11 protein-coding genes are annotated in these 12940 nt (G+C 53.0%); 2 read left to right on the top strand and 9 right to left on the bottom strand.

Going from position 1 to position 12940, the window contains the following annotated elements; translation table 11 throughout:
- Positions 1 to 26: 26 nt before the first annotated feature.
- The 9 genes from ispD to MWU62_RS12580 all read right to left on the bottom strand — a co-directional run bounded on the left by ispD (position 27) and on the right by MWU62_RS12580 (position 11854).
- Complete coding sequence (ispD, locus tag MWU62_RS12620; protein WP_247115255.1) at positions 27 to 728, bottom strand: 2-C-methyl-D-erythritol 4-phosphate cytidylyltransferase; 702 nt, start codon at positions 726 to 728, stop codon at positions 27 to 29.
- A 149-nt stretch (positions 729 to 877) separates the two neighbouring features.
- On the bottom strand, positions 878 to 1150 hold the full coding sequence (locus tag MWU62_RS12615; protein ID WP_247115254.1) for a septum formation initiator family protein: 273 nt from the start codon (positions 1148 to 1150) through the stop codon (positions 878 to 880).
- 207 nt (positions 1151 to 1357) lie between these two features.
- Complete coding sequence (gene eno / locus MWU62_RS12610) at positions 1358 to 2653, bottom strand: phosphopyruvate hydratase (RefSeq protein WP_247115253.1); 1296 nt, start codon at positions 2651 to 2653, stop codon at positions 1358 to 1360.
- A gap of 194 nt (positions 2654 to 2847) precedes the next feature.
- Positions 2848 to 3693 carry a 3-deoxy-8-phosphooctulonate synthase gene (gene kdsA, locus MWU62_RS12605; RefSeq protein ID WP_247115252.1) on the bottom strand — a complete coding sequence of 282 codons (846 nt, stop codon included), beginning with the start codon at positions 3691 to 3693 and terminating at the stop codon, positions 2848 to 2850.
- A 2-nt stretch (positions 3694 to 3695) separates the two neighbouring features.
- The gene (locus MWU62_RS12600) at positions 3696 to 5324 is read right to left on the bottom strand and encodes a CTP synthase (protein ID WP_247115251.1); all 1629 of its coding nucleotides are present in this window, start codon (positions 5322 to 5324) and stop codon (positions 3696 to 3698) included.
- An 87-nt stretch (positions 5325 to 5411) separates the two neighbouring features.
- Positions 5412 to 6752: a tRNA lysidine(34) synthetase TilS gene (tilS, locus tag MWU62_RS12595; protein ID WP_247115250.1), complete on the bottom strand. Its 1341-nt coding sequence runs from the start codon at positions 6750 to 6752 to the stop codon at positions 5412 to 5414.
- Complete coding sequence (accA, locus tag MWU62_RS12590) at positions 6736 to 7689, bottom strand: acetyl-CoA carboxylase carboxyl transferase subunit alpha (RefSeq protein WP_247115249.1); 954 nt, start codon at positions 7687 to 7689, stop codon at positions 6736 to 6738. The genes tilS and accA overlap by 17 nt, the downstream gene beginning before the upstream one ends.
- A gap of 158 nt (positions 7690 to 7847) precedes the next feature.
- A complete protein-coding gene (dnaE, locus tag MWU62_RS12585; protein ID WP_247115248.1) occupies positions 7848 to 11330 on the bottom strand; it encodes a DNA polymerase III subunit alpha in 3483 nt (1160 codons plus the stop codon).
- A gap of 71 nt (positions 11331 to 11401) precedes the next feature.
- Positions 11402 to 11854, bottom strand: coding sequence for a TlpA disulfide reductase family protein (locus MWU62_RS12580; protein ID WP_247115370.1), 453 nt, complete (start codon positions 11852 to 11854; stop codon positions 11402 to 11404).
- Between the two features lie 83 nt (positions 11855 to 11937).
- On the opposite strand from MWU62_RS12580, the gene arsC reads away from it, so the two are divergent.
- Together arsC and wrbA are read left to right on the top strand one after the other, a co-directional pair.
- Positions 11938 to 12291 carry an arsenate reductase (glutaredoxin) gene (gene arsC, locus MWU62_RS12575; protein WP_247115247.1) on the top strand — a complete coding sequence of 118 codons (354 nt, stop codon included), beginning with the start codon at positions 11938 to 11940 and terminating at the stop codon, positions 12289 to 12291.
- 30 nt (positions 12292 to 12321) lie between these two features.
- Positions 12322 to 12927 (top strand): NAD(P)H:quinone oxidoreductase, encoded by a 606-nt coding sequence (gene wrbA, locus MWU62_RS12570; RefSeq protein ID WP_247115246.1) that lies wholly within the window; start codon positions 12322 to 12324, stop codon positions 12925 to 12927.
- Positions 12928 to 12940: the final 13 nt, after the last annotated feature.

The following is a 12940-nucleotide window of genomic DNA, read 5'->3' as shown; positions in this document are numbered from 1 at the left end:
AAACAACTCCGGGAAAACCAGAAAACTCAGAACCGACTAAGAATAAAGCCGGCAAGATCCAGATCAGCAGGTACAGTAATCTTGATATTATCCGGCCGACCTTCCACCAGAACTGGCATATTACCGGAAAACTCCATCGCAGAGGACTCATCCGTAACTGGCTGCTTCTCTTGCAGAGCAGTCTCCAACGCCGAAACCAACATAGAATAACGGAACATCTGCGGCGTAAGCGCTCGCCAAAGCTGGCTACGATCCACCGTTTCAGAAACTTCAGGTAAACCACCGGAATCCGCCCTTTTAAGCGTATCCGCAACCGGAGCCGCCAACAGGCCACCTACAGGATGTTCCGCCAGTGTTGAAACAAGATTCGCAAGATCGGCCGGGTGAACACAAGGACGAGCCGCATCGTGAACCAGCACCCAGTCATCGGCAGCCACCTGTTCTTTGAGAGCGTGCAGTGCCGAGAGCACAGAATCCGCCCGCTCCGCGCCGCCGCTACAGGTCTGAATACGATTATCATTACTCGCATCTGATTCTGGCCACCAATGATCTGACGCATTCAACGGAACCATGCAGCCGGTAAAACGACCGGTATCCAACAATCGCGACAGTGTGATATCCAGAATAAAACGATTGTTAATACGGAGGTACTGCTTGGGGCATTCAGCCTGCATGCGCTGACCAATGCCTGCGGCGGGAACAATCAACCAGAGTTTAGAGTCACTCATGAGAGTTACGCACGTTGTTGAGAGAGTGGCAGGGAAGTTCTTTCCAAGACTGTCGGTGGCCAAGGATGGCCACCGTCAAGCGCACAGGGAAGTGTTCATAGCGTGTCTTGGAAAGAACTTCCCTGCCGCTCTGTGCTCAAATTAAAAAGTCACTGCTCAACGACAAGAAAGAAAGTCTCATCATTGCGAATCAACCCCAGATTCATCCGAGCTCGCTCTTCCACCGCACCTTGCTCATTACGAAGGTTACGCACCTCCGCATACAAACGCGCATTGCGTGTGGACAGCTCAGCATTCTCCCCTCGCTGCTCGGCAATTGACTGCTCCAACGTCCAGACCTGCGCAAAGCTGCCCTCCCCAACCCACAGGCGCACCTGCAGAAGGAGAATGAGAACAACCATGAAAGCCCAGAGCAACTTCATTAATACCGATTCCGTTCAGGGGTTAAAACGATCAAAAATCATACACCGAGTGGTAAGTATAGACCTTAGAGTAGATTCGCAACAAATTCTTCTAACTAATTGGACAAAAAGGCCGTCGTGATTGAATTTTCATTCAAAAAACGACGGCCTTAACATTCTGTTACCTAAAATCTAAAGGATTAAAGGCCAAAACGGAAGCTGTTATTCTCAGCCCTGCCCCTTGATCTCACTTAGACCACGATAAGGAGCCTTGCCATCGAGCGCCTCTTCAATACGCAGCAACTGATTGTACTTAGCAACCCGATCCGAACGACACAAAGAACCGGTTTTGATCTGACCGGCACAGGTAGCAACCGCAAGATCCGCAATCGTCGTATCTTCGGTTTCACCGGAGCGGTGAGAAATAACCGCCGTAAACCCGGCATCCTGTGCCATCTTAATGGCATCCAGAGTCTCACTCAGGCTGCCAATCTGATTGAACTTGATCAGAATGGAATTGCCCACACCTGTGTCGATGCCACGCTTGAGTATCTTGGTGTTGGTAACAAACAAATCATCGCCCACCAACTGTACTTTGTCGCCAATCTTGTCGGTTAGCACTTTCCAGCCGTCCCAATCACTCTCGTCCATACCATCTTCGATAGACACAATCGGGTAACGCTCGGCCAAGCCCGCGAGGTAATCGGCAAAGCCGGCGGAATCGAAGCTCTTACCTTCTCCGGCCAGAACATACTGACCATCCTTGTAGAACTCGGAAGCCGCGCAGTCCAAAGCCAGAGTAATATCTGTACCCAGCTTGTAACCGGCTTTCTCAACGGCTTCCTTGATAACGGCCAAAGCCGCTTCGTTGGACGGCAGGTTAGGCGCAAAGCCGCCTTCATCGCCTACTGCCGTATTCAGGCCCTGTGCCTGCAATACTTTTTTCAGGCTGTGAAAAATCTCGGCACCGATACGCAAAGCTTCAGAAAAACTCTTGGCAGCAACCGGCTGCACCATAAACTCTTGAATATCTACGTTATTATCCGCATGCTCACCGCCATTCAAAATGTTCATCATCGGCACTGGCATGCTGAACCTGCCAGAGGTACCGTTGATGTCAGCAATGTGCTCGTAAAGCGGCTTACCCAGAGACTCTGCTGCTGCTTTTGCCGCTGCCAGCGACACGGCTAGAATGGCGTTAGCGCCCAGATTTGCTTTGTTTTCCGTGCCGTCCAACTCCAGCATAATGTTGTCCAGACCACGCTGATCAGCAGAATCTTTGCCCTGCAGCGCAGTGCGGATCTTGCTGTTAATGGCCTCAACTGCCTTCAGTACGCCCTTACCCAGATAACGTGACGCATCGCCATCGCGCAGCTCCAGCGCTTCGCGAGAACCGGTGGAGGCACCAGAGGGTGCACAAGCGCGGCCAAGCGTACCGTCTTCGAGAATCACGTCTGCTTCGACAGTAGGGTTACCACGGGAGTCCATAACCTCACGGGCTTTAATGTTGGCAATCTTGGTCATTCTCGGAAGTCTCCAGATTTACAATTTCAAGGTCATTTATAAAGGTTTGATCAAGAGCGAGCTGGTAGGGCCTTACGAAACTGTGCGAAGCCATGGATGGCGTAGCCAAGCGTACATGGACGTATTCACAGCGTGTTTCGTAAGGCCCTACCAGCTTGCTCGTGCCACCAGGGCTAAAACACGAACACCGCCATTCAAGCGGTGTCGATAGGTTTAAAGCTCTTCACAAGGTCGTCTACAGCCTTAACTCGCTGCAGGAACAGTTCAAGTTGGCTCAAGCGCAGAGCACACGGCCCATCGCACTTGGCTTCATCCGGATTCGGGTGAGCTTCCAGAAACAGGCCAGCCAAGCCCTGAGACATGCCAGCCAACGCCAGATCAGTCACTTGAGCGCGTCGACCACCGGCAGAATCGGAACGGCCACCCGGCATCTGCAGAGAATGGGTTACATCGAACATTACCGGCACATTCATGGCCTTCATGATGCCAAAGCCAAGCATATCGACCACAAGGTTGTTATAACCGAAGCTACTGCCCCGCTCACACAAAATAACCCGGTCGTTTCCCGCCTCGGCGCACTTGGTGATGATGTGCTTCATTTCCTGTGGCGCCAGAAACTGAGCCTTCTTGACGTTAATTGCTGCGCCGGTCTTTGCCATAGCAACAACCAGATCGGTCTGGCGGCTCAGAAAAGCAGGCAACTGAATGATGTCACATACTTCAGCGGCAGGCGCCGCCTGTCCTGGCTCATGAACATCAGAAATAATCGGAACACCATATTTGCTTTTGATATCTGCCAGAATCTGTAGGCCTTTCTCAAGACCCGGCCCCCGGAAGGAATTGACCGAAGAACGATTGGCTTTATCAAAGGAGGCCTTGAATACATAAGGAATGCTTAGCTCAGTGCACACCTCAACATATTTTTCAGCAACCTCAAACGCCAGATCCCGGGATTCCAACACGTTCATGCCGCCAAACAAAACAAACGGTTTGTCGTTGGCGATGTCGATATCAGCTACAGTAACGGTGCTCTGAGCCATGATCAGGATTCCTTACGCTTCGCCAGCGCGGCTTCCACAAACCCCTTGAACAGTGGATGGCCGTCCCGTGGCGTGGAGGTAAATTCGGGGTGGAACTGACAGGCAACAAACCAAGGGTGCTGAGGATCTTCAACCACCTCAACCAGCTTGCCATCTGTAGAGCGCCCGGAAACCAACAACCCTGCATCTTCCAATTGCGGCAGAAAGTGGTTATTAACCTCATAGCGATGTCGATGACGCTCGCGAATGGTTTTCCTGCCGTAACAGTTGGCAATTGTTGAGCCTTCAGTCAGCACGCAGTCTTGAGCACCCAGACGCATAGTGCCACCAAGATCTGAATCATCTGAACGCTCTTCGCGCTCGCCGGTCGCATCGAGCCACTCGGTAATCAAGCCAATGACCGGCTCCGGGGTGTGCTCACGGAACTCGGTGCTGTGTGCATCTGTGAGCCCGGCCTTGTTGCGTGCATACTCGATCACTGCAACCTGCATACCCAGACAAATTCCCAGATAAGGAACTTTATTTTCACGGGCGTACTGAACGGTAAGAATCTTACCCTCTACACCACGCTCACCAAAGCCACCGGGAACCAGAATAGCATCGGCGCTCTCAAGTACCTGAGTACCATCGCGCTCGATGTCTTCGGAATCTATGTAGTTGATCTTCACTTTGGTGCGGGTCTTGATGCCAGCATGCAGCAAAGATTCGATCAATGACTTGTAGGCCTCAAGCAATTCCATGTACTTGCCAACCATGGCAATGGTCACTTCCTGCTCGGGATTCATCAGAGATTCGACTACATCGTCCCACTCGCTCAGATCCGCGTCTCGCGCATCCAGATTGAAGCGCTCGATAACGAGTTGATCCAGCCCGTGTTCATGCAGCATCCGGGGGATGGCATAAATGGATTTGGCATCACGCATCGGGATGACCGCGCGCTCTTCCACGTTCGTGAACAGGGCAATTTTCCGGCGTGAACTTGCGTCCACTTCGTGTTCTGAGCGACACAGCAAGATATCCGGCTGCAAACCGATAGAACGCATTTCCTTTACGGAGTGCTGCGTTGGCTTGGTTTTGATTTCGCCAGCAGTGGCAATGTACGGAACCAGAGTAAGGTGCATGAACAAGGCGCGAGACGAGCCTACTTCAACTTTCAACTGGCGGCAGGCTTCGAGAAACGGCAGGGATTCAATATCACCCACAGTGCCGCCCACTTCAACCAGAGCTACATCGGCACCGGCTGCGCCTTCGATGACGCGACGCTTGATCTCATCAGTAATGTGGGGAATAACCTGAACCGTACCGCCAAGGTAATCGCCGCGACGCTCTTTGCGTATAACCTCTTCATAAACACGTCCAGCCGTGAAGTTATTACGGCGGCTCATGGGTGTACGAATAAAACGCTCGTAGTGGCCAAGGTCGAGGTCGGTTTCAGCGCCGTCTTCGGTGACATACACTTCACCGTGCTGGAACGGGCTCATGGTGCCTGGATCCACGTTAATGTAAGGGTCCAGCTTGAGGATAGTGACCTTCAGGCCGCGTGCCTCAAGGATCGCAGCCAAAGAGGCTGATGCGATACCTTTCCCCAGTGAAGACACAACACCGCCGGTGACGAAAATATAACGCGTCATGCAGATTCCATGATTATCAGGTTCTGTGAAGGAGGGAGATTGTCATCTCAAGATGGGACGCCAGACTACCAGAAAGCCCCTAGCGACTCAATCACAATCCCGCTCTACAATCAGCCGCAAGCCTACGGCAGGGGCGCTTCCGCAGTATTGCCCAGAACACCATAAATCGCCAATCGCAATGAGTTCCTCTTGCCCCGTTACACCCGCGAAAATCAAGGGCAGGCGCCCCCTTTCCCAAGGGGGAAGCGCTTGCTCCTGAAACCACTTTTTAAGTGATTTAGACCGGCCATCAACGTGAAAACGAACGCGCTCACCCCCCTGCCTCGTACATATCCGTATAGGCGGAAAGTCCGCTTTCGCAGTAGATACCCGATTCAACCGAATCGTCCACTCTGCCCAGTGCACCGTTTGGTCAGGCTGGAGCTTTAGGGGCGTCTTGGGTAAAGATTGAAATTCCGGAACCAAGCACAGCTCACCCAGAAAACGTCGAAGGCTATAATTGTTCGTTCTCAGCTCCGGCGACCGGTCGTCTGCTGCCAGCAATAGATCCTTCAGCACCTGCGGCCAGTTGTTAACCGAAGGAGGGTAATATCCAGCCCGACGGATCCACCAGCGGAGAAGATTTGTCTGCTCCGGGAGCGAAAGAGCACTCAGCCCGACAACCGGCAGGCGCCGCTCTCCTCCTCCGATCGTTTGCCACTGCAACTCCGCCAGCCGTTGGTTCAGAAAATCGCTCTCGAAACAGGCTTCAGCGCTGTGTCGCAAACGTTGGTTCAAACTGGGCCAGCGCTTTTTAAGTGCCGGTAGAATGCTTAAACGTAAAAAATTGCGGTCGAACTTTGTATCAGTGTTGCTGGGATCATCAACCCATGAAAGTCCAGCATTTTGGGCTTGGCGTTCAAGCTCTGATCGCTCAACACCCAGCAACGGCCGGGCCAAACGACCCTTACCCAACGGGCGACTCTCAGGCATACCCGCAAGGCCCGCCACACCGCTGCCACGGAACATTCTAAACAGAACTGTTTCAGCCTGATCATCACCATGGTGAGCCATCAACAACACATCGCCAGATTCAAGAAGCGCTTCAAACACACTATAGCGAGCTTTGCGCGCAGCTTCCTCAAGCCCTTCACCTGGGCCTGCGCCCAACTCAACTGACACCGGCCGTATTGTGAGAGGCACATTAAGTTCAGCGCACAGGTTCTCGCAGAAAGCTTCCGTTTCGCCCGCGTTGGACTGAAGCTGATGATTGATGTGCACTGCCCGCACTCCGGAGTGGCAGCGCGCAGCAAGGTGCAAAAGAAGAGTAGAGTCAAGGCCGCCACTGAGGGCGACCCAAAGCTGCCGGTAGCCAGAAATGGCTTTCACCGGTGAGAGCAAGGGCTCCGGAAACGAATACCCGTGGACGGGCTCAGCGCCCTGTATCATAGCGGGTTAACCGCTCATACCGCCGGGAGACCAACTCATCCAGAGGCAGGCGACTTAGCTCTGCCAGCCCGCCTGCAAGTGTTTCGCGCAAGGATTCAGCCATTTGTTCCGGATTACGGTGGGCGCCACCCAAGGGCTCGTTGATAACGTTATCTGCAAGCCCCAGATCCTTCAACCTATCTGCCGTTACGCCCATGGCTTCAGCCGCCAAAGAGGCATACTCAGCACTTTTCCAAAGGATTGAAGCACAGCCTTCCGGCGATATCACCGCATAAGTGGAATATTGCAGCATATTCAACTGATCACATACACCAATGGCAAGAGCTCCGCCTGAACCACCCTCGCCGATCACCGTTGAAATCACCGGCGTTTTGAGGCGCGACATAACAGCCAAGTTAAAGGCAATGGCCTCACTTTGGCCACGCTCTTCCGCACCTATGCCCGGATAAGCACCCGGTGTATCTATAAACGTAAGGATGGGCATTCTAAAGCGCTCTGCCATTTCCATCAGGCGCAGGGCTTTGCGGTACCCCTCGGGGCGCGGCATACCAAAGTTGCGCTTCACCTTGTCCCGTACTTCGCGGCCTTTTTGATGGCCAATTACCATCACAGGCGTGTCGTTCAAGCGGGCCGTGCCGCCCACAATGGCCTGATCGTCCGCATAACGGCGATCGCCGTGGAGTTCATCGAAATCTTCGAAGATCATCTCGATATAATCAAGGGTATAAGGCCTGCGCGGGTGCCGTGCTAGGCGAGCGACATCCCATGGGTGTAGATCAGAGAATATGTTCTCGGTGAGGCTGACACTTTTCTTTTTCAGCCGTGTGATCTCATCAGAGATGTTGATGTCAGTGTCGTTACCAACCATTCGAAGCTCTTCTATTTTGGCTTCAAGATCGGCAATCGGCTGTTCGAAATCCAAATAATTAGGGTTCATGATGTTCCATCATTTTATCGCCAGGCGGGCCAGCGCTCCGCCAATAAAGAATTTGGGACAAAGATAGCAGCGCCAGAGTCTCGGCTAAAGCGGACATTGGTATGAGCCCGCAACCTGACAAATATTTAATTTTGCGAACTGCTATTTGTCTTAGTCACTCAATCATAGACCAGTTCTACGCACTGGTCGCCCACCAGATACTTCAGTTCCAGCAACAAGTTGTCATCTGGCTGTACGCGCCAAGCTTCTCCCAACTCAATTCTAGTAATAGCTTCCAGACTACTGTATTCAATCCATACGGGGCTGCCGTCGCAACGAAACGGCCTTAAGGTGCTGTCGATTTTGTCCAAGAGCCCATTCTGAAGCTGGTCAGCACGCAGGTTCAGCTTCAGACCTTTGCTGAACTGCTTGCGCGCGCTAGGCACGTCCATTACCGAGCTAACCCGCATTTTCATTTGGCCAGAGTAATCATCGTGGCTGACCTGACCTTCAACCACAATCACCTGATCTGATTGCAACAACTCGCGGTTTTCAAAGAACGCCTCAGAAAACAGAGTTGCCTCAATTCGTGCGCTACGGTCATCCAGCGTAATAAAGCACATGGTGGAGCCAGTGCGCGTTTTCATGGTTCGCTGAGCAATCACAAGCCCGGCGACCCGTTGTGGTGATTTATTGGGTTTTAGATCCGAAATGGACGAGCGCACAAAGCGCCGGACTTCGCGTTCATATTCATCAAACGGATGCCCCGTAAGATACAACCCCAGAGTGTCTTTTTCGCCTTTAAGGCGCTGCTTTTCGGGCCATTCGCGCACGTCCGCCACATCGGCGTAGGGATCGCCGCCATCAGCGGCTTCCAGCATATCGCCGAACATATCCACCATGCCGACGGACTCATTACGCGATTGTTGATCCGCCTGCTGAACGGCTTTGGGGATACTGGCCATCAGTTGGGCCCGGCTGGCACCGAGCTTGTCCATGGCACCGGAGCGAATTAAGGCTTCCATCGCCCGCTTGTTGATTTTTTTCAGATCTACCTTTCGGCAGAAGTCGAAAAGATCCTGATAAGGTTCGCCGCTGGCTCGACCTTCCACAATGGCTTGAATCGGGCCTTCGCCCAACCCTTTGATAGCGCCTAAGCCGTATACAATCTGGCCTTCATCATTAACTGTAAAGGTATACTCCGAGCGGCTTACATCCGGCAGTACCAAGTCCAGCTTTAGGTTCCGGCACTCTTCAACCAGCGTGACAACTTTGTCCGTATTCTGCATATCTGCGGTCAAAACCGCAGCCATGAATTCGGCGGTGTAGTGCGCCTTCAGCCACAGCGTCTGGTAGGACACCAGCGCATAGGCAGCAGAGTGGGATTTGTTAAAGCCGTAACCAGCAAACTTTTCAACCAAGTCAAAGATATTTTCAGCAAGGGTTTTATTGATACCATTGCCTTCACACCCATCGAGAAAAAACTGCTTTTGCTTGGCCATTTCCTCGGGCTTTTTCTTACCCATGGCACGGCGCAACATATCCGCGTTACCCAGACTATAGCCACCCATCACCTGAGCAATCTGCATGACCTGCTCTTGGTACAGGATAACCCCATAGGTGGGCTCCAGCACGGGCTTCAAGCCTTCGTATTGATAGTCCGGGTGCGGGAACGACATAGGCTGCTTGCCATGCTTCCGGTCGATAAAGTCGTCAACCATGCCCGATTGCAATGGCCCGGGGCGGAACAGCGCCACCAGAGCGATCATATCTTCCAGAGAGTCTGGCTGTAGGCGGCGGATCAGATCCTTCATGCCTCGGGATTCCAGCTGGAATACGGCTGTAGTATCCGCTTTTTTCAACATTACGAAGGAAGCCGGGTCATCCAGCGGAATTTCATTGATGTCCAGCGGCGGCAATCCCCGGCTCTCCCGCCGTGGATTAATCATTTTCAAGGCCCAGTCGATGATGGTCAGCGTACGCAGGCCCAAAAAGTCAAACTTCACCAGACCAGCGTCTTCCACATCGTTTTTATCGAACTGGGTCACCAAACTACCGCCATCATCATCGCAGTAGAGCGGCGAAAAGTCGGTAATTTTGGTGGGTGCGATTACCACGCCACCAGCGTGCTTGCCGGCGTTCCGGCACACACCCTCAAGCTTTAGGGCCATTTCCCAAATTTCCTGAGCTTCTTCATCTTGCTCTAGGAATTCCTGAAGACTTGGCTCCTGCTCAACCGCCTTACCCAAAGTCATTCCCACTTCGAAGGGAATCATTTTGGACAGCTTATCTGCGAGCCCATAGGATTTGCCCTGCACACGGGCCACGTCTCGCACTACCGCTTTCGCCGCCATGGTGCCGAATGTAATGATCTGGGAAACCGCTTCCCGGCCGTACTTTTCAGCTACATAGGCAATAACCCGATCCCGTCCTTCCATACAGAAGTCGACGTCAAAGTCGGGCATGGATACCCGTTCCGGGTTAAGAAAGCGCTCGAACAGCAGGTCGTATTCTAGGGGATCCAAGTCGGTGATGAGCTGAGCGTAAGCAACCAGCGAACCCGCACCGGAACCACGCCCCGGACCAACGGGTACGCCGTTGTTCTTAGCCCACTTGATAAAGTCCATCACGATCAGAAAGTAGCCCGGGAATCCCATCTGGATGATGATATCCAGCTCGAAATTCAGCCGCTTGTAGTAGGCTTCGCGCTTGCTGTCATAGTCGGGATCGTCCTTAGGCAGGGTTTTGGCCAAACGGTCTTCCAAACCATCCTCAGACACCTTGCGGAAGTATTCATCCATGGTCATGCCTTCCGGCACCGGATAATTGGGCAAGAAGTACTCGCCCAATCGCACTGTAACCGAGCAGCGCCGTGCTATCTCGACGGTGTTCTGGATGGCTTCTGGCACATCGCTGAACAACTCAATCATTTCTTCAGCGCTGCGCAGGTATTGTTGGTCGCTGAAGCGGCGATCACGTCGGGGGTCATCGAGTGCCCGGCTCTCACCGATACAGACCCGTGCCTCATGGGCTTCAAAGTCATCAGCTTCCAAAAAGTGCACGTCGTTTGTCGCTACAACGGGAAGCCCTAACTCGTGAGCAAGCTCGACACTCATGTGCAGGCAGTCTTCGTCACCGGGCCGACCAGTTCTCTGTAACTCCAGATAATAAGAGCCCGGGTATAGGTTCATCCAATACTCGGCCCGCGTTTTCGCCAGTTCGGGTTTGCCGGCCAGCAACGCCTTGCACACATCACCCATTTTGGCTCCCGACATGGCAATCAAGCCCTCGGCTCTGGTCTCTAGCCATTTGCGTTGAACAATCGGCTTGCCGTAACGCTGACCTTCCGTGTACCCAAGGGAAATGATTTCTGTGAGATTGAGGTAGCCTTGATTGTCCCGGGCAAGCAAGGTTAAACGGAACGGGGCTTCTGGTTCGTCTGGATTTTCTAACCAAAGGTCCGCGCCAATAACCGGTTTGACGCCTGCCCCGGTTGTCGTTTTGTAGAACCGCACCAGCGAGCACATGTTGGACTGTTCCGTGAGGCCCACGGCTGGCATGCCCAGCTCCACAACTCGTTCGACCAGCGGTTTTACGCGAACAAGGCCGTCCACCATGGAATGTTCGGAGTGCACGCGAAGGTGTACAAAAGTCTGCGACATAGAGTCAGGTTATTCCTGCATGTGTATTCATTAAAAGATTTGAGTGGTCGTAAAAAATGCCCGAGAAGCGATCACCCGCCAATTAATGCGCGTATATCGGATTCCGTCTGAGGGCCGAAACGAGCCTCCACGAGATCCCCTTCGGGATTAACTATAAAGGTTGCGGGTAAGGCAACCGGGAGTTTCCAGTCGAATTCGGGCCCCGGATCCTGACCAAGCATGGTGTATTCAATGCCCATTCGTTTACCGAGATTTACCAGAGCTTCTCCTTTCACATCGTCAAAGTTGACGCCAAGCACCGTAATATCCGGCGCTTTGTCCAGCTCGTTAAATTCCGGGATTTCTTCCAGGCAAGGCTTACACCACTCAGCCCAGTAATTAACCAACACCCACTGACCCCGCAGGTCATCCCAGGCGAGTTTTGGGCCCTCTGCTCTTTCCAGCTCAACTTTTTGGCAACCGGCTAATGCAACCGCTAAAAATACCGCTGCCGTAACGACGACTCTCCGGGTCAACCGGCGGATGACAGGGTTCTGCAAGGGAAAACCTCCTGTTAGACTGCTTGCTACAAATAATTGCAGCTCCATTTCAACAAACAGGCACGAACATGACAGAACCCATCCGGATTTTCCACAACCCCCGCTGTTCAAAATCTCGCCAAACGCTCGAACTACTCACGGAGCGGGGTATTGAGCCGGAGATTATACGCTACCTGGAAACACCGCCAACAGGGCAGGAACTTTCCGATATTCTTGAGGCACTCGGCCGCCAGCCGCGCGAACTAATGCGAACCGGCGAAAGTGAATTCAAGGAACAAGGACTGGACAACCCGAACCTTAACCGCGACCAACTGATTGCTGCTATGGTGGCCACTCCAAAATTGATTGAAAGGCCCATCGTTCTTGCCAACGGTAAAGCTGCCGTGGGGCGCCCACCGGAAAACATTCTAACCATTCTTTGATTGTACGACCGCCGACTAAAGGAAGCCAAAGTGTCTGAGCAACTGCCTTATGTTCTAATTCTCTATTACAGCCGCAACGGGCAGACAGCGGAGCTGGCACGCCAAATAGGCCGCGGAGTCGCAAAGGTGAAGGGTATCGAGGCAAAACTGCGCTCCGTTCCCACGGTTTCGCCTGATACAGACGCATCATTGCCTCCGGTTCCAGACACAGGTGCGCCTTATGCCAGCAAATCCGACCTCGCTAATTGCGCTGGCCTGGCTATTGGCAGCCCTACCCGGTTTGGCAATATGGCAGCACCGCTCAAATACTTTCTAGACAGCACTGGCGACCTATGGCTGGGCGGCGCTCTAGAAGGTAAGCCAGCGGGGGCGTTTACCTCAACCGGAAGCTTGCACGGTGGCCAGGAGGCTACATTGCTGACCATGATGATACCTTTGCTGCACCACGGCATGGTGTTATGTGGGCTTCCTTATACCGATGAAAACCTCAGTGAAACCACAACCGGCGGCACACCCTATGGCCCCACACACTGGGCCGGAACTGCGGAGCAACAACCGTTGAGCAAACATGAAAAGGCCCTCTGCCAGCTATTTGGTGAACGCCTTGCAAATCTGGCACTCAAGTTAGCTGATTGACACAAACACAGCC

Origin of the sequence: Marinobacter sp. S6332 (genome assembly GCF_023016045.1) — a bacterium.
GTDB lineage: Bacteria > Pseudomonadota > Gammaproteobacteria > Pseudomonadales > Oleiphilaceae > Marinobacter.
This window is presented reverse-complemented; position numbering and strand designations above follow the sequence as displayed.